15 protein-coding genes are annotated in these 17,223 nt (G+C 51.4%); 12 read left to right on the forward strand and 3 right to left on the reverse strand.

Annotated elements, in window-relative coordinates:
* Positions 1–488: 488 nt before the first annotated feature.
* The 4 genes from Q0687_RS31885 (at position 489) to Q0687_RS31900 (ending at position 5,499) form a co-directional block, all read left to right on the forward strand.
* Positions 489–1,988, forward strand: coding sequence for an undecaprenyl-phosphate glucose phosphotransferase (locus Q0687_RS31885; RefSeq protein WP_298885708.1), 1,500 nt, complete (start codon positions 489–491; stop codon positions 1,986–1,988).
* A gap of 173 nt (positions 1,989–2,161) precedes the next feature.
* Entirely contained in the window at positions 2,162–3,136 is a 975-nt protein-coding gene (locus Q0687_RS31890) for an NAD(P)-dependent oxidoreductase (RefSeq protein ID WP_298885710.1), read from the forward strand.
* 132 nt (positions 3,137–3,268) lie between these two features.
* A complete protein-coding gene (locus Q0687_RS31895; RefSeq protein ID WP_298885712.1) occupies positions 3,269–4,486 on the forward strand; it encodes a glycosyltransferase family 4 protein in 1,218 nt (405 codons plus the stop codon).
* Positions 4,483–5,499 carry an NAD-dependent epimerase/dehydratase family protein gene (locus Q0687_RS31900; protein ID WP_298885714.1) on the forward strand — a complete coding sequence of 339 codons (1,017 nt, stop codon included), beginning with the start codon at positions 4,483–4,485 and terminating at the stop codon, positions 5,497–5,499. The genes Q0687_RS31895 and Q0687_RS31900 overlap by 4 nt, the downstream gene beginning before the upstream one ends.
* Before the next feature lie 76 nt (positions 5,500–5,575).
* Here the strand turns inward: Q0687_RS31900 and rfbB are convergent, their stop codons facing one another.
* A complete protein-coding gene (rfbB, locus tag Q0687_RS31905) occupies positions 5,576–6,649 on the reverse strand; it encodes a dTDP-glucose 4,6-dehydratase (protein WP_298885716.1) in 1,074 nt (357 codons plus the stop codon).
* Positions 6,650–7,057: 408 nt separating this feature from the next.
* Here rfbB and Q0687_RS31910 point away from each other — a divergent pair, with 408 nt between their 5' ends.
* The 7 genes from Q0687_RS31910 (at position 7,058) to Q0687_RS31935 (ending at position 13,913) form a co-directional block, all read left to right on the forward strand.
* On the forward strand, positions 7,058–8,176 hold the full coding sequence (locus Q0687_RS31910) for a DegT/DnrJ/EryC1/StrS family aminotransferase (protein ID WP_298885718.1): 1,119 nt from the start codon (positions 7,058–7,060) through the stop codon (positions 8,174–8,176).
* 41 nt (positions 8,177–8,217) lie between these two features.
* The gene (locus Q0687_RS31915) at positions 8,218–9,354 is read left to right on the forward strand and encodes a glycosyltransferase family 4 protein (protein WP_298885720.1); all 1,137 of its coding nucleotides are present in this window, start codon (positions 8,218–8,220) and stop codon (positions 9,352–9,354) included.
* A 99-nt stretch (positions 9,355–9,453) separates the two neighbouring features.
* Complete coding sequence (locus tag Q0687_RS31920) at positions 9,454–10,416, forward strand: hypothetical protein (protein ID WP_298885722.1); 963 nt, start codon at positions 9,454–9,456, stop codon at positions 10,414–10,416.
* A 22-nt stretch (positions 10,417–10,438) separates the two neighbouring features.
* Positions 10,439–10,849 (forward strand): FdtA/QdtA family cupin domain-containing protein, encoded by a 411-nt coding sequence (locus tag Q0687_RS35935; protein ID WP_363324029.1) that lies wholly within the window; start codon positions 10,439–10,441, stop codon positions 10,847–10,849.
* Positions 10,850–10,911: 62 nt separating this feature from the next.
* Complete coding sequence (rfbA, locus tag Q0687_RS31925) at positions 10,912–11,796, forward strand: glucose-1-phosphate thymidylyltransferase RfbA (protein ID WP_298885724.1); 885 nt, start codon at positions 10,912–10,914, stop codon at positions 11,794–11,796.
* Between the two features lie 294 nt (positions 11,797–12,090).
* A complete protein-coding gene (locus tag Q0687_RS31930; RefSeq protein ID WP_298885726.1) occupies positions 12,091–12,453 on the forward strand; it encodes an acyltransferase in 363 nt (120 codons plus the stop codon).
* Positions 12,444–13,913 carry a hypothetical protein gene (locus Q0687_RS31935; RefSeq protein WP_298885727.1) on the forward strand — a complete coding sequence of 490 codons (1,470 nt, stop codon included), beginning with the start codon at positions 12,444–12,446 and terminating at the stop codon, positions 13,911–13,913. Before Q0687_RS31930 ends, Q0687_RS31935 begins: the two co-directional genes overlap by 10 nt.
* A 10-nt stretch (positions 13,914–13,923) precedes the next feature.
* Here Q0687_RS31935 and Q0687_RS31940 read toward each other — a convergent pair whose 3' ends face one another.
* A complete protein-coding gene (locus tag Q0687_RS31940; protein ID WP_298885728.1) occupies positions 13,924–14,736 on the reverse strand; it encodes a methyltransferase, TIGR04325 family in 813 nt (270 codons plus the stop codon).
* 106 nt (positions 14,737–14,842) lie between these two features.
* Between Q0687_RS31940 and Q0687_RS31945 the strand changes: the two genes are divergently transcribed.
* Positions 14,843–15,685, forward strand: a complete 843-nt coding sequence (locus Q0687_RS31945) for a glycosyltransferase (RefSeq protein WP_298885730.1) — start codon at positions 14,843–14,845, stop codon at positions 15,683–15,685.
* On the opposite strand, the gene Q0687_RS31950 is transcribed toward Q0687_RS31945, so the two are convergent.
* Positions 15,682–17,160, reverse strand: coding sequence for a hypothetical protein (locus Q0687_RS31950; RefSeq protein WP_298885732.1), 1,479 nt, complete (start codon positions 17,158–17,160; stop codon positions 15,682–15,684). The two genes, Q0687_RS31945 and Q0687_RS31950, sit on opposite strands and share 4 nt — an antisense overlap.
* Positions 17,161–17,223: the final 63 nt, after the last annotated feature.

Consider the following 17,223-nt stretch of genomic DNA (forward strand, 5'->3'; position numbering starts at 1 on the left):
GTCTAATCGGGGCGCTTCTCACTCCCGAGCGCAATCGTCTATCGGCAAACCCGTACGCGACGGATGCGGATCCCACGAGGTGTCTGAACCTCGACGTACCGGATGCACGGACCCCATCCCGTGTAGCCATACGGATAGGGACGACCGAAGAACGAGGCCTGAAGTACGTTACCGGGTTCTTCAATCTGCGGCGTTGCAACAGGTCCCAAGGCTAATGCCGCACCCGAGCTCGCTGTGATAATTGCGAACGCTACCGCACACCCCATACCGAACTGACGCGTCATCGCCGCTCCCCTAAGCATTACCATCCAAGCGGCATTTCACAGAATTCCTTGGAAAAGTCCACCTCCATAGACTTGGTATCAAAATACCTATCACTTTTAACCAAAAGAGCAGCTAAACGCTTGAGGCACCGGTTAAAACCGGGTTACCATAACTTAGGTTATTTTTAGACAGTTCTTAGCCCGACCTTGGCCGGGAAAGTGTTAATGAGCAAAGTTCCTGGCTTTTCACGGGTCTCTATCGGCGACCCACTTTCGGCAGATCCCTCGGAACGGAGTTCGCCAGTTCCACTGAGGAAAAAGGGAGGATTCCTCCGGCCCCAGGTAGCAGAGGCAACAGTTGCCGCCATAGACGTGCTGCTGATCGTGGCCGCGGGTCTTATCTCGAGCTCAACCTATTATTGGCTAACGGGCGGCTCTGCAGAGCACGCCCTCCCCTACGGCGGCCTGGGCCTCATCATCGCGGTTAATTTCGTGGCAATCATGACCGCGCGACGGAATTACCGCTTGAAGAATTTGATGCGGCGCCCTCAGCAGGCGCGGGAGATCATGCTGACGTGGTCGGGCCTATTCGGCTTGCTCGCCGTAGTCGCGTTCACGATGAAGATCAGCAGTGACTTTTCCCGTGGGGCCACGATCATCTTCTTCACGGGAGGCATAATCACCCTTTTGGGCTGGAGGTACATAGTCGCTCACTTCATTTCGCGATCGCTCACAACGGGCCTGTTCGCGCAAAAGAGAATCATTGTGATCGCCGAAGAAGGAGAGGCAAACTTGTCTCGTGCCCTGCGCGAGCTCCTCTCATATGGATATGCACCGATCAAGACTTACGACATCTCTAAGGGGGAGATTACTTCGCCCGGTATAGCCGCATCGCTGACCTTTAAGCTTCAAGATTTGATCCAACTAGCGCGAAGCGAACACATCCAAGACGTCTATCTTCTTGTTGATTGGCGAAACGATCGCATAATTGATGGCATCCTAAGCACGCTTTGCGTGCTTCCAATTTCGGTCCACCTCCTCCCAGATGGACGCGCCGCGCGCTTTCTGAGCTATCCGGCAATTCACGTGGGAGATACTTGGACCGCATTGCTGCAGCGCGCTCCGCTGACTCGCGCCGAGCTCATTGCGAAGCGTTGCTTCGATTTAGTCTTCGCCTCGACGGGCGTTGTGCTGGTGTTACCCCTCCTGTTGGCGGCATCCTTCTTCATCATACTAGATTCACGAGGGCCTATTCTGTTCCGTCAGAAGCGGGACGGATTCAATGGCGATACATTTGAGATCTTCAAGCTAAGAACAATGCATGTCTTGGAGAACGGTCCGCAAATCAAGCAAGCCACCAGAAACGATCCACGAGTGACGCGCGTTGGCCGGCTACTCAGGAAGTCCAGCATCGATGAGCTGCCGCAGCTATTTAACGTAATCCGCGGCGATATGTCCCTCGTGGGACCCCGCCCCCATGCCATTTCGCATAACTCTGAATACGAACAGCTGATCGCAAACTATGCTTTTCGTCACCACGTCAAACCCGGCTTGACTGGCTGGGCGCAAGTAAATGGATACCGGGGCGAAACTTACCACATTGAACAAATGACGCGGCGAGTTGAGCACGACCTTTGGTACATCAACCATTGGAGCTTGTGGTTGGACCTAAAAATAGTGATCAGAACACTCATCGTACTCCTTCGGCAACCTGATGCCTACTAACCAACCCCAAGATGTTAACGTTGATATTGCGTCGATAACAGAAAGCACAATCAATGTGGTAAAAGGAGCATCTTGAAAGTGCCATTTTAGACAGTGGTGGAATGCGTCTCGGTCCTTAAACCGAATAAGCAAGATTTTCAAATATCAAGCTCGAGTTATCGTGATTGAAAGCCATGATAGCGGTCATTTTCGGCGGACACGGTTTTATCGGATGTCATCTTGCGAGAGAACTTGCCACCAGCGGTAAGTACAGTCGTGTGGTAAGCGCTGACATAGCATCATCTCCCCGCTTTCGCACAGCCGGCGTCGATTATGTCTACTGTGACGTTACCAAATGCATTCCGACTGACCTCGCTCCTGACGTTTCGGAGATATACAACCTGGCAGCCGTTCACGTGACTCCGGGGCATCAGGATTGGGAGTATTACTGGACAAATGTATCTGGCGCGATATGCGTCACCGACTACGCTCGCAGAGCGAACGCGCGAACACTATTCTTTACAAGCTCGATTTCGGTTTATGGTCCCAGCGAAGCAAAGAAGAGCGAGGAAGCACCTCTGCTCCCCGAGAGTCATTACGGCCGCTCAAAAGTATTAGCTGAGCAAATACATCAAACATGGCAGACAGAGCAGCCTTCCAATCGGAGGTTGATTATAGTTCGTCCTGCAGTGATCTTCGGCTACGGTGAGAGAGGAAACTTTACTCGATTGGCGGCCCTACTCGCTCGCCACTTGTTCATATACCCAGGCCGCAAAGATACCATCAAAGCGTGCGGTTACGTCAAAGATTTGGTGAAATCCCTAATGTTCGCCGCCGAAAAAACGGATCGCATCACGATTTACAACTTTGCATACCAAGACTCATTCACGACCGAAAAAATATGCGCTGCTTTCTGCGAGCTTACCGACGCTGCAAAGCCGAGTCTTGTATTTCCCCTACGCATTATGCTGTTCATCGGCTCACTTTTTGAACATTTGAACAGACTAGGCATCAAGACTTCAATTAACCAAGCCCGGATAGAAAAACTTTACAAATCGACAAACATTTCTCCGAAGTGGCTCGAGCAGACGCACTTTGTTCCGCAGTTTGATTTGAAATCCGCTCTTAATGACTGGAGAGCCCACTCTTCAACTGGAAAATTCGAATGACATCGGCGCCTACCGCCACTAGATAGTCCCGATCCGCGCGTGGCCTAGAACATTTTTACGGAAACGTAAGTACTCTCTGAGTGGATTTCGGAAGATCAACACCTACTTTAGATAACGAAAATTGGAATCGATTTGAAGATCTTCGTGCACGACTATGCTGGTCATCCATTTCAAGCCGATCTTAGCCGCGAGCTTGCAGCTAGGGGACACGAAACCACGCATCTGTATTTTCGGGGAGATCAAGGTCCGAAAGGACGCTTGGAGCGTTCAAGCGAGGACCCGATATGCCTAAACTTCATCGGCGTCACACTCGCGCGCGCTTATGAAAAAACATCGCTCGTACGTCGTCGTTTTGACGATGTGGCCTATGGAAAACGCATTGCCGAACACATTCTTTCGAGCAGACCCGAGCTGGTGATATCAGGCAACACCCCGACAGAGGCTCAATCCTCGATCATTGCCGCGTGCAAGCGGACCGGCGCCCTGTTCGTCTTCTGGGTGCAGGACTTTTATAGCATCGCGGTGACGCGTCTCCTCCAAAAGAAAATAGGTATTCTAGGCTACTTAGTTGGGGGCTATTACAGGTTCTTAGAGCGCAATCAGTTCCGCAACTCTGATGCAATTGTCGTGATTACGAACGCTTTCGCTGATTTGGCGAAACGCTGGTCAGGCACGGATACAAAAGTTTTCACTATCGAGAATTGGGGAGCAGCACGTGATATCACTCCGCAGCCAAAGAACAATGCTTGGGCCCAAAAACATCATCTAGAGCACTCGTTTAATTTTCTATACACTGGCACGCTGGGTTTCAAACACAATCCAGAGCTCTTGGTGGAGCTGGCAAAAGAAGTCGTTGGCAGAGCCAATGTTGTGGTTGTCAGCCAAGGTGTAGGGACGACGTTTCTCGAAAATGCTAAGCGCCAGCAGGGGATCGATAATCTTGTCCTACTACCGCTTCAAGCTTTTTCCGATCTAGCACTCGTCCTTGGCACGTCCGACGTTGCTCTCGCCACAATTGAGCCGGACGCCGGAGCGTTTTCGGTGCCATCTAAAGTCAATGCTTACTTTTGCGCCGGCCGCCCCGTGTTGTTAGCCGCGCCTTTTGAAAATCTGGCTGCGAAAACTGTTCATGAGAGTGGTGCAGGACTGGTTGTGCATCCAGCGGACACGGTAGCTTTCTTGAAAGCAGCAGTGAGCTTCTTGGAGAACGACGAGCTTAGGACTTCAGCTGGGCGAAAAGCAAGCGAGTTTGCCAAAGCTAACTACGATATAAAGCAAGTAGCAAACCGCTTTGAATATGTTTTTAGGTATGCAACCAACGTTGAGAAGATTCGAAAGGAGAAGCAATGACAACCCGAAATTCGCGCTCTGCACTCGTCTGTGGCGCAGGCGGCTTCATCGGAGGTCATCTCGTTAAGCGCCTTAAGCGAGAAGGCTTCTGGGTGCGCGGGGTCGACCTGAAGCTTCCGCCTTTTTCGGAAAGTCAGGCAGACGACTTTGTCCTCGGCGACCTTCGCGCGCAAGAGTTTTGTCGCGAGGTCGTGGATCGTCGTTTCGATGAGGTGTATCAGCTGGCGGCCGACATGGGTGGCGCGGGCTATATATTCACTGGTGAACATGACGCGGACGTAATGCACAACTCCGCGACCATTAATCTGAACATGCTGGAGGTTTGCCAAAAGCGTAAGATCCGAGGACTTTTTTATTCGTCATCTGCCTGCATCTACCCTGAACACAATCAAACAGATCCAGATAATCCTAATTGTTCTGAAGAGTCCGCGTATCCGGCTGCTCCCGATAGCGAATACGGATGGGAAAAGCTGTTCTCGGAGCGACTGTACGCTGCTTATAATCGCAATTATCAGATGCGGAACAGGGTCGCCCGCTACCATAACATATTCGGACCAGAAGGCACCTGGGACGGCGGCAAGGAGAAGGCACCTGCTGCAGTTTGCAGAAAGGTTGCCAAAGCGAGTAACGGAGGCGAGATCGAGATTTGGGGTGATGGTTCACAGACGCGATCCTTCCTCTACGTCGACGAATGCCTGGAAGGCACGACGCGGCTAACGCGCTCAGATTTCTCAGGGCCCGTTAATATTGGCTCTGAGGAAATGGTCACAATCAACCAGTTGGTGGACTTGGTTTCAGAGATCGCTGGCAAGAAGCTCACAAAGAAGCACATTCCTGGACCGCTCGGAGTCCGTGGCAGAAACTCGGACAACAGGCTTATTTACCAAAAACTTGGCTGGAAACCTTCTGCATCGTTGCGTTCGGGTCTCGAAAAAACCTATGAATGGGTCGAAATGCAAGTCAGGAAAGACCGCGGGCATATACAAGTGCCAGGCCACGAGGAAGTTTCTTGATGTGATCAAACCTTCCCAATATGGGGCTGCTCGACAAAATTGTGCAGCAGGACTTCTCCATCGAACCTACTAGCCGCTACTTAGCCTCCCCGAGCCCAAGCCTAGTATTGCGATAGCCGCGATTGAGGATGTCCTGCCACCATTTGCGATTCTCATAGTACCACATCACAGTCTTAGCTAAGCCCTCGCTAAAATCCATTTTTGCGCGCCAGCCAAGTTCACGCTCTATCTTTGAGCAGTCGATGGCGTAGCGTCTGTCGTGACCGGGTCTGTCTTGAACAAACGTTATCAGATCTCGCCGCGAACCATGTGAAGCCGGCGATATGTCGTCGAGATGATCGCAAATGCTTTCTACTACGCTCAAGTTGGTGCGCTCACTGCGCCCACCAATCGCATAGGTTTCACCTACTACGCCTTTCTCCAATACAAGCGTCAATGCGCGCGCGTGATCTTCCACATACAGCCAGTCGCGTACATTGTTTCCGTCTCCATAAACGGGGAGCGGCTCGTTTGACATCCCCTTGATTATCATGTGCGGTATGAGCTTTTCTGGAAAATGATAAGGTCCGTAGTTGTTGGAGCAATTCGTCACGATAGTCGGTAGGCCGTAAGTGTGCCACCACGCCCGAACAAGGTGATCAGACGAGGCCTTACTAGCCGCGTAGGGAGAGTTCGGTGCGTACCGTGTCTGCTCATTGAAACACCCTTCCGAATCCAGAGAGCCGAAAACCTCATCTGTTGAGACGTGTAGAAGCCGAAAGCGCGCCTGCTCTGCCGTGGACAGGCCGCGCCAATATCTCAGGCACTCCTGCAGTAAGACGAACGTCCCAACGATATTGGTCTGAATGAATTCCGCAGGCGCATCAATGGAGCGATCAACGTGACTTTCGGCGGCCAAATTCATTACCGCGGTGGGACGAAACTTAAGGAAGAGTTCGCGCAGTGCAGTTCCATCGCAGATCGATAGCTTCCTAAAAGCATACCGCTGATTAGAGGCTACAGCAGACAATGCATCCAGATTGGCGGCGTACGTAAGGTTGTCAATGTTTACGATTTGCGCTTCCGTTTCTGTCAAGACATGCCGAATCACGGCGGAGCCTATGAAGCCGGCTCCGCCCGTTACAAATATAGTTGACTCCTTCAGGCCCATCCTTTGTCTCCACGGTCCACAAGTCGAAACAGAACATTCTTAGCAATCGCGATCGACTAGTTATTGTCGCGTTCGAATTGGGCTTCCATTTACAACCAAAAGCGAAGGCAGCGGTGCTGTCTTCTCTACTAAGGACGCCTCCTCATCCCTTCCGGCCCAAGCTAACCTTAACCGAGTATCTAGTTGAGCGAGACCGCCGCTATCTGATAATACAATGAATGAAACCACAGGGTCCTCATCGCGTAAAGCATGTTTGCGGCTCTTAAAAGCGCGCACCACCCACAGCCGGATAACTCGATGCGGGATCTAGAATTCGAAATGGCATCGGTGAGAGCTTATGAAACTAATTTTGTGATACATGTCAGGCAGCTTAATTTTCCAGCACGATAGAATACCGGATCGAAGCATATGCGCGAAAGAATAGAATTAAGCGCTCCAGGGGCAGCCTACCTGCAGTACAAGGCGGAGATCGATCAGTCGCTCGAGAAGGTACTTGCGAGCGGACGGTATCTCATTGGTCCCGAACTGACTAAATTCGAACAGGAGTTCGCCGCCTTTGTCGGCTCGACTTTCTGTGTCGGCGTTGCAAGCGGAACAGATGCGATCACACTTGCATTATCATCGCTGAATGTTGGCGCTGGAGATGCTGTTATCACGGCTTCACACACAGCAGTAGCGACTGTAAGCGGCATAGAAGCGAGCGGCGCAGTTCCTATTTTGGTCGACATCGAGGCAGACACTTATACCATCGATCCAGTGAGGCTCGAGCTTGCGATTCGACACTACTCAAAAGCGTACTCGATCAAAGCTGTCGTAGCAGTACATCTATATGGGATGCCCTGCGCCCTCGAAGAACTCCTGCTGATATGTAAAGAGCACAAGCTCTTGCTCGTAGAAGATTGCGCGCAGGCCCATGGTGCAACTTACAACGGGCGAGCGGTCGGGACGTTTGGCGCGGCGGGCGCGTTCAGTTTCTACCCTACAAAGAACCTTGCCGCATTTGGCGATGGTGGCGCTATTACTTTCGATCAGTCGCCAGCCGCGCAAAAGGCTTTAGCCCTGCGACAGTACGGATGGGACGAAACACGCATTTCCAATATCCGAGGCACCAACTCACGTCTTGACGAGGTTCAAGCAGCATTCCTGCGAATTCGCTTAAAGAAGCTGGCAAATGAGATCGTCCGAAGGAGAGAGATCGCCGAAACTTACAATACTGAGCTGCCTTCGGAAATTGTTGCGCCGCCCCTCCGTCACCCAGTAACCCATGCCTACCACTTGTACGTCATCAACACCGAGCACCGCGCTAAAATCAGCCAAGCTCTTTCCGACGACAACATCGGCTGGGGTATCCACTATCCGGCCCCCATTCATCTGCAGCCGGCCTACCAGGGCCGAATTCCGATCGACCCATGCGGCCTTGAGCGAACTGAAGTTGCAGCGCAACGGATACTGTCACTTCCACTCCACCCATTTCTGACAGATGGTCAGGTTGCAAGAGTAATTAAGGCCGTGCGTTCCGTCTTTTGAAGGCCAAATCGCAATATCGACAGACAGTCTCTCGGGGCAAAATGCGCAACGTAGTCATTCTTCAGCGTGTCATCCCTCATTACCGCGTCAGACTTTTCGAACGTCTTCATCAAGAATTCGGCTGGATCGTGGCCTGCGCGGACGAGCCGCCAAGAGGGACCGGATTGCACGTACTGCGCGACAGAACCGCGCCTTTCGCGCGCTTCTTCCCCTTCAAATTTCTCGATGCAGCCTCCCCTTATTGCGCTCTCGTCCCTATCGGACGAATTCTCTCTGAGTTGCGACCGGAAGCCATCATTTCGGAATTCTCTCTTCAAATGAGCTCAAGCTGGCAACTGGCGGCCCGCCGCTTGTTACGGCGATCTCCTAAAGTCCTCTTCTGGTCACACGGACTCAACACAGAGCTCAATATCGGATCTCTGCACGGCCTGGCCTCAAAGGGCCTCCGAAAGCTGCTGTTTAGTGGAGTTGATGGGAATATCTACTATACCAGTGAGTGCCGCACATCGATGGGCCTCGGCGCGAATTCACCAGGGTTTGTTGCCACCAATACGATTGACGTCGAGGAGATTAGGCGCACGCCATCAATACCGCTCGAAACCCATCTCGGTAGCCCCACCATTTTGTCAGTTGGCAGGATTACGCCAGACAAGGCGTTGCCACTGGTAGTACGCGGGTTTCTCCCTCTCATCGAAACTTTTCCAGACGCGACTCTCGTAATAATCGGGGATGGCCCTGATCGAAAACACGTTGAAGCTGCGGCCGGGAGATATTTGGGTAAGAATGTCGTGCTTACCGGATCGGTCTTTGATGAAAAGGTGCTCGCGTCATATTTTCGCAGGGCGCAGCTTTCGATCATCGGCGGAGCGGCGGGACTTAGCGTTAACCACGCTCTCGCGTATGATGTACCTGTACTCGCATTTAACGCTGGGCCAAATGGCCCATTTCACCATCCAGAAATTAGCTACGTAAAGGAGGGGGTGACGGGTTGGCTTGTGGATGGTTGGTCGAGTGAACGCTTGACCGAGGTTCTCCGAGCCATATTTGCTAATGGCTCAGATCCCCAGGTGCGTCTTCATAAATCGTTACGCGAGTACGTAGATCGCGAACTGACACTGGATCGGATGATCGATGGCTTTCGATGTGTCGATAGTTTTCTGGATGCCCAACTAACCTGACCCCGCAAAAATGCGCACGGAACGCATCATTTCGAGCTACCAATGAAGCACCACTACTGTTGTATGTTTGATCACAACTACCTTGCGCGCGGATTGGCAATGATCGATTCGATGCGAAGTTTCGACTCTGACTCTACAGTCTGGATACTTTGCTTAAGCTCAATTTGCCACCAAGCGCTCCAAGAGCTCCGAAAACCTAATGTTCGGCTAATAAATTTGGAAATACTTGAGAAGGCAACGCCCGGCCTCTCCGCTGCAAGAGCGAACCGTTCTCAAGTTGAGTACTACTTCACCTGCACCCCGTCATTGATGGAATTTACATTAGCTCAGGCGGACGATGGAGATGTGGTGACTTACGTCGACGGAGATCTATTTTTCTTTGATGATCCAAGGGTACTCCTTCAAGAAATGGGCGACAATTCAGTGGCCATCATACCTCACAATTTCCTCAAGCCTTCACTCCAGCGTTTTGGTCTCTTCAACGTCGGCTGGGTTTCCTTCAGAAATGACACCATAGGCAGGGCGGTTTCGAGATGGTGGCAAGCACGCTGTATAGAATGGTGCTTCGACATGGTGGAATCAGATAGATATGCTGACCAGAAATATTTAGACAGCTTTTCTCAGCTTACTAATAGGCTGACAATTATACGCCATCCAGGGGCCAATTTGGCACCTTGGAATATTCGGCAGGACGAACTCAGCAAAAAGGATGGAAAGGTCTACGTGCGCGGAGCGCCATTGATCTTCTTTCACTTCCACGCCTTGAAAATACACTTTGACGCTCTTTTTCTCGCCAAGCATGTCCCGTATGGATCCTCGTACACCAAATTCATTCGGGAGGAGATCTACCGTCCATACGCAAAGACCCTGAGAGAGTTCAACCACCTTGTCGCTTCTAAGATTCCGACAAACAGCCCCCACCTTAGAGGGTTGGGAAGCCGGCGCTCTTCCCTGAAGCTTACTGCGGTCAGGTTGAAGCAGCTCGTGGAGCAATGTATCGCTCTTGGTAAGGGGCATTGGTTGATCGAACCGAAACTGCCCTTCCTGAAGGCCAACCAGTAGCAGCTGATCTTATGGAGCTCTGATGGAAGTCAGTCTAGTCACCCTCCCAGAAGTCCGCGATCATCGCGGCTCCTTGAGTTTCGCAGAGGTACAGACGCATATTCCTTTTAGTGTGCACCGCATCTTTTGGCTCTACGATGTGGAGCAGTCCGCCATGAGAGGCGGGCACGCTCACAAAGCTCTGTTTCAGATGCTGATCATGATGCAAGGCAGCTGTATCGTAGATGTAGAGGATGGCGTCGCTCCGAAGAGTATCGTGTTAGATCGACCCAACTTGGCACTGTTAGTTCCTCCGCTCCACTGGCTCGAGCTGCGTCAATTCACCAGCTCTTCCGTCTGCGTTGTGTTTGGTTCAGATCGATATGACGAATCTGACTACATCCGTGATCGCGGAGCATTCATAGACGCAGTACGAGCAGCAAGGCGACCGTAAATCGAGCTCAGCAGCGACACTGAGGAATACCTGGCACAAACTTATATTAGTGGGAACAATAAATGGCCAAGCGAAAGGGCATCATCCTGGCAGGTGGGGCTGGTACGCGCTTGTATCCACTCACCCTGACTATCTCGAAGCAGCTGCTTCCGGTTTTTGACAAGCCAATGGTGTACTATCCTTTATGCACCTTGATGCTTGCAGAGATCACGCAGATATTGATCATCACCACGAAGGAAGACGCGCCGCTTTTTCGAAGACTTCTGGGCAATGGAGAACAGTGGGGCATGCAGCTCAGTTACGCCGTTCAGCGCCGTCCAGCTGGCATTGCTGAGGCGCTGATCATTGCCGAACCGTTTCTCGATGGAGCGCCATCAGCATTGATTCTCGGCGATAACATCTTTTATGGTGATGGCATCCGCGAGCTGCTCGTGAAGACGAACCAGCTATCGACGGGCGCCACTGTCTTGGCCTACTGGGTTAAGGACCCCGAGCGATATGGGGTGGTGCAGTTCGACGCAAATGGCGTTCCCGTAAGGGTTGTTGAAAAGCCGAAGGACTTCGTCTCGAATTGGGCAATAACCGGTCTATATTTTTTCGACGCTCAGGCCGTCACGCTCGCTAAAAGGATTTCACCCTCTGCCCGTGGCGAGCTTGAGATCACTGCCGTCAACGAACAATACCTTAATAGAAAAATGTTAAACGTTGTTCGCTTGGGGCGCGGTTACGCTTGGCTCGACGCCGGAACTCATGAGGCACTGCTTGCTTCATCGCAATTTGTTCATGCAATCGAGTCGCGCCAGGGCTTAAAGATCGCTTGTCCCGAGGAAATTGCCTTCAGAAACGGCTTTATTGATCGTGGACAACTTCTCTTTTTGGCAAAACAGTTCGAGAAGACGGACTATGGGGCCTATCTGGTCCGGCAAGCTGAGAGCGACATGGCGTGACACCGTTCGCAACTCGTCGGAGCGAAGCATTGTTCGCAGTGATCCATGACTGAACGACAAAAACAATCCGCGAAGCACCGGCGCAGTCGCACTGGAACCGCATCAATTTGGCCAAGAGGCGCGCCGATCATCCGCCGATGTGTGTGGCCCGTACTGTTCTTACTAGTGGCTTTTAAATCTTCGTTTCGCTCTCTCTATTGGCGAACTCGGTTAGGCTACTTTGGCAGCCACGCTCGCATTGGGCGATTTGTGGTCCTTCACGAAGCAGGTAAAATAAGCTTAGGATCCCGATCCATGCTGAACGAATTTGTTCACATCTGGGGAGGCGGCGGAGTTGAGATCGGCACAGATACATTGATCGCAGCTCACGTGGTCATCACATCTGTGACGCATGATGTAAATGGACTTAGCGAAAATAGGCTGTATCGAGACACAATCATTCGTCAACCCGTATTGATCGGCTCAAACGTTTGGGTTGGTTCGAATGCAGTCATTCTGCCCGGGGTGACAATCGGTGATGGCTCGGTGATTGCCGCCGGTGCGGTGGTCACACGCGATGTAGCTCCGCGCACACTTGTGGCAGGCGTGCCCGCACGCTTTGTAAGAACGCTGGGCGCATCGCGAACTCTTCCAAGCGACACCTGTTCATGTCGGTGAAATGGGCTTCGCTTACTAGTATTCTGGCCGCCATCATCAGTGCGCTGGTTGCTTTTCTTGTATTTCGATTCGGGATTGAGTTCACAGGTCGCGAAGTCGTCGGATGTTGGGCTTTAATTCAAGGCGCGATGATAATTGTTCGTCTGCCTGACTCGGGGCTTGCGACGAATATCACTCGCCTTGTAGCTATCCGCCGATCGGAGGATCGCACGCCATCGTTGTTGAGGACTTTTGCCGCCGGTTTTCTCGTCGGCAATCTGCCTGTAGTTGTCATTGGCGCTCTACTTATATTCCCTATTCAGTCCTACATCGATGCTAAATTTAGCGCTTCTATTTCTACCAAGGACAGCTGGGACCTGCTGATCGCCGCATATGCGAGCGGTGTCTTGACGAGTATAAGCGGTGTTTTGCTCGGAATTCTCGAGGGATTGGGACGGCTCGTTCCTCGAAACATTGTTAGCATTATCGCAAGCATTGTTATGGGAATAACTGCGTATCCCTTAATATCCATTCACGGCCCGGCGGGGCTTGCATTAACAGGACTAGTCCTTGGAGCCGTTCAGATCGTTCTTTGTCTTTGCTACCTGTTATTTCGGCTGAAACATTCACACCAGAGCTCCCCCAGTACGACGTCGATCGCACAAGAGCTTTGGCGCGGAAGTGTAGACTTGACGATAGTTGGCGTCATTCGCCTAACATTCGAACCGGCTACGAAGCTCTTCCTGTCCATTTTTGCTTCGCTTGATACGTTGGCTTCTTTTGACCTTGCGCTTCGAGTTACCACGAACATGCGAGCGCTCATTCAGGCCGCAATCCAGCCCCTATTCATTGTCGGATCCCGCGCGAGCGGAAATCTTTCCAATAACGCTGCTCATCTCTATAGACAGTCCAACGCCGCAATCTACCAATTCTCGCTTATCGCCGCGGCCTGCCAACTGGCGGCCGCTCCCATTATTTCGGAAATAGGATTCGGATTCGCAGATCTCAACTTCTTTGGATTTTTCTTCATTCTTGTGGTGGCAAACGGGATCAATTCAATTGGAGCTGTTGGATACTATCTCAAGCTGTCCACCCCAAACATCCGCCCCTTGCTCCGCCTGCAATTCGAGATGCTGTTGATCAACCTAATTGGAGGCTTTGCAGGCGGAGCCGCTCTAGGCGCCCCAATGATAGTGGCCTCCTACGGACTCGCTTTTGCCTACGGTGGGGCCGTATCTCTCTATTTTTGGTTATCCCACGAACACGTCAAAATATTATCTTTCTTAATCGAGAATACATCCAAGAGTGCTGCCATATGTTTCGCCTCGTCCGCCGCACTGTACCTAATCTTTTGGCAGATGATCATTTATGGTCAGCCCAAGCATGCTGCCGTACTTTCAATCGTTGGCACAACGGTAGCTGGCGGTGTCGTACTGAAATTTGCACATGGAATACGGCAAAGCTGGCTCATGGTGAGATAACGTGTCTCATTCACTTCAATGAGCAAAAATATCCATAAAGCCTAGCATTCTTGCTTCCCAGAATTTCTGAGCTGACGTCGTCCTGAAACTTCATCTTGATGTCGTAGGCGGCAGATATCAATTTCTCCACCTTCGACCTGCTTACGTACACGTTTGGGTAGAATACAGGTCTGTTTTTAAAACCTTGCGGCAAGGGACCAGGCCCGTTGTCTGACAAGAACGACTTCTGCATAAAAACTAAGTCTCGATCTTCGTCCAGAAGCGGAGTTCTTGCGATAAACAAATGCTTGGCTCGGATAGAAAGTAGGGTCTCGAGCGCCGACAATGGCTGTTCGCAAAATTGCAGAGCACCGCTGGTAAAAACGAGGTCTACGGAGCCGAGATCCGCCTTAGCACTCTCTATATCACCGAAGAACCGCAGCTCTGAGTTGCACATTTTATCAGCCTCGCGCACCAGTGCCGGCGTCTCGACTACGTTCCATTGGAAGTTGGTATCTTTATCGAAGTAAGCCCTGGCGACTGTATAGTGAAAGCCAGCACCGCCGCCAAAATCTAGAACTCTCAATAATGATCCCGGGTTGCACAGCCCAACACCCACGACAGTGCGCAGGGCTCCTCGGTCGGCAAATTCGATAGAGTGCAAATTGGAACGAAGCGCGAGATTCTTTGCTACAACGACCTTGACGAGGTCGACAGCTTCATAGCCGCCGTCTTTGTTAGCTGCAGCAGCTTGCTCCATGGTATCGAACCGACGAAATAGAAAGCGACGGCGGACTGCGTTTAGGAGTACAGGTGGCAGCCAACTTTTGAAAAATTCGTTCATAGATTTTGCAACTTGCTTCCCAGCTCTAATAAAAGACTAACTCATTATCGGCCAATTAAGGCATGTAAGCTACTGGACAACTTACCGCAATCCAATCGGAGATCTTGTGCGCTTAGCCGTCCTTATCACCTGTTTCAATCGCAAAGCTACCACGCTTCGGGGCCTATCAGCGTTACGTTCTGCCCTAAGGTTAATCCCTGAACTGGCTTATACTATTTTCTTGGTTGACGATTTGTCTCCTGATCGAACGGGGGAGGCCGTTCGGAGCGCTCACCCCGACGTTCACGTCATCGAAGGAAATGGCTCGCTGTTTTGGAATCGTGGAATGTGCCTTGCATTTACTACAGCACGGTCATTTGGGTCATTTGATGCTTACCTGCTTTTCAATGATGACCTCCTGGTGACTGAACTCGGCGTCATGGGCGCCTTTGAAGACTTTCGTCATTGCAATCTTCGGAAGCCTACGATCTTGGCTGCATCGACGACCTCAGGCGATGGACGCGAGATAACCTACACAGGTTATCGAAGCGCCTCAAAGATAAGGCCACGCGCGTTCACAGAAGTAATTCCAAATGGGACCTTGACATCGATCGACGTATTCAACGGCAATTTTGTATTGGTTCCGGGGCCGTTCTTCGAGCGTGTAAATGGTCTAGATCCGGGTTTCCTACACACGCTGGGCGATATTGATTTGGGCATCACTGCGAAGGCAGGCGGGCTAGATATCATGTTGGCGCGCTTGCCCGTGGGTAGTTGCGAAAAGAACATTCAGTTTGACTCGGGCTTCAGAGCAGCGAGCTTCCTGAAAAGGCTTGCGATGCTTAACCATCCGAGATTTCGGTCGCACGATTTTCTATACTTCGTTCGGAAGCACCGCCCGACCGTGCTACTTCCGCTTTTCTTTTTGACTTTCCACTTTAAACGTCTGCTCAAATTGTTAGTGGGTTAAGGCCCGCGCGAAACGGTGTCCCAGTGAGCACGACGACGCGCCGCGGGTTCTCGAGAGCGTCGGGAGCGCCCGATTGTTAGGTAGAGCAGAGAACCAAAGCCCAAGATGTAACCAATCTGGTTTGGGACTAGACTCATAAACGACCAGCCTAAGCCTCCCTGTCGCCAAAGGATAAAGGCTGCAAAGAGCAAAACCGAGTAAACGAGGATCTTTGCATCCTTGTTTTCACCGGTCGCCCTCATCATGAAAACATCGCTATAGGCAGCGATAAACGCCAGCATAAAACTGTAAAGCGCAGTACCGATTGGCCCTCCGAGCGCCCAAGAGTTGCCAATATAGGAGGCAGCGGTTCCCCACTCGACGGTTGACGGAGACCCCCCAAACATTAGCGTAGTTGTCGCGTGCCCCATGTCAATGAACGCGGTGGGCTTGTCCGGCCAAAAATAACGAGGAATCAAATAGAGCATAGGCTCTATATTTGTAATGTAGAATGCATTTGCGGTTGACCCGAACATCTCAATTATCTGATCGCTTTCGTAAATGGTAACGGTCATTGCTTCGAAGAACGCAAATTCCAGAGAGTAAAAATAGAAACCAAGCCATGATCCATGAGACCAACTCGCGTCGATATACGATATGTCTATGTTGTTCATGTACGCAGGCAGCACCGCTCGAAGAAGTTGCGAGCCCATTCCGAAGACAATTACCCCAACAAGAACATAAGGCATCGATGACAATTGCAATCTTCTAACATAAAAGTGAAAGGCCAAAACAACCGCGAACAGGGGCTCAAGGAGGTATGTCCGCTTGCCGAAGTTGCCGAGATATACAAGCGCCACGGTTACTATGAAAAGGGCACCCCATAGCACAAGGCCACGGCGCCTTCGGATAGCGATGACGAGCATCCAACTGGCTGCCACTTCCGCGATCCCCGAGAAATTTCTTACCCACGTCAACGTAACGTCTTCCTGACCGATATTGAGGTTCTCTCGCAGACCGCCAGATAGTCGGATTACCGATTCGTCCAGTCCTCCAGTCTGCAGAATCGCATAGAGTTTCAGCAAGATTCCGATGACAATCATCGAAAGAGCTGCGACCCGGACGAGCATTTTAGGCTCGGGTGGCCCCCAAAGGGACTCCTCAAATTGCTTTAGACTACGCAATCTAGAAAGCGCTATTCTGCCGAAGAAGGAGTAGCCAGCCATATACGATGCGAGCGCAAAAAGGCAAATCAGCAGAATAGGTAGGGCATTCTCTGCTCCAGAATAATGAGGAGCCCAGGTGAATTCGAAATTATCGAACAGCACTGACAGTGCAGCAGAAACCCAAACGTACAAGAGAAACATAGTCACCATGACGCCATTTATGGAAAATAACGCCCTAGACCCCCGAGTATCACGAATGGTCGACCTGAAACCGAAAATGATGAGTCCGGCCATCACAAGCATCAGGATGTAGCAAGCACTCTCGCTCATGGTTAATCCCGCTTAGATCTCAGCATCTAGCACCTCACGCCGAGACGTAGTGAGCATGTGCAT

This window comes from uncultured Bradyrhizobium sp. (assembly GCF_936928535.1).
GTDB lineage: Bacteria > Pseudomonadota > Alphaproteobacteria > Rhizobiales > Xanthobacteraceae > Bradyrhizobium.

Excerpts from the sequence above, each read along its gene's own strand:
- Q0687_RS35935 (WP_363324029.1), top strand. The coding sequence starts at position 10,439 with ATGGAAGTCAGTCTAGTCACCCTCCCAGAAGTCCGCGATCATCGCGGC.
- Q0687_RS31920 (WP_298885722.1), top strand. The coding sequence starts at position 9,454 with ATGATCGATTCGATGCGAAGTTTCGACTCTGACTCTACAGTCTGGATA.
- Q0687_RS31940 (WP_298885728.1), bottom strand. The coding sequence starts at position 14,736 with ATGAACGAATTTTTCAAAAGTTGGCTGCCACCTGTACTCCTAAACGCA.
- Q0687_RS31910 (WP_298885718.1), top strand. The coding sequence starts at position 7,058 with ATGCGCGAAAGAATAGAATTAAGCGCTCCAGGGGCAGCCTACCTGCAG.
- Q0687_RS31935 (WP_298885727.1), top strand. The coding sequence starts at position 12,444 with ATGTCGGTGAAATGGGCTTCGCTTACTAGTATTCTGGCCGCCATCATC.
- rfbA (WP_298885724.1), top strand. The coding sequence starts at position 10,912 with ATGGCCAAGCGAAAGGGCATCATCCTGGCAGGTGGGGCTGGTACGCGC.
- Q0687_RS31885 (WP_298885708.1), top strand. The coding sequence starts at position 489 with ATGAGCAAAGTTCCTGGCTTTTCACGGGTCTCTATCGGCGACCCACTT.
- Q0687_RS31900 (WP_298885714.1), top strand. The coding sequence starts at position 4,483 with ATGACAACCCGAAATTCGCGCTCTGCACTCGTCTGTGGCGCAGGCGGC.
- rfbB (WP_298885716.1), bottom strand. The coding sequence starts at position 6,649 with ATGGGCCTGAAGGAGTCAACTATATTTGTAACGGGCGGAGCCGGCTTC.
- Q0687_RS31915 (WP_298885720.1), top strand. The coding sequence starts at position 8,218 with ATGCGCAACGTAGTCATTCTTCAGCGTGTCATCCCTCATTACCGCGTC.
- Q0687_RS31890 (WP_298885710.1), top strand. The coding sequence starts at position 2,162 with ATGATAGCGGTCATTTTCGGCGGACACGGTTTTATCGGATGTCATCTT.
- Q0687_RS31930 (WP_298885726.1), top strand. The coding sequence starts at position 12,091 with ATGCTGAACGAATTTGTTCACATCTGGGGAGGCGGCGGAGTTGAGATC.
- Q0687_RS31950 (WP_298885732.1), bottom strand. The coding sequence starts at position 17,160 with ATGAGCGAGAGTGCTTGCTACATCCTGATGCTTGTGATGGCCGGACTC.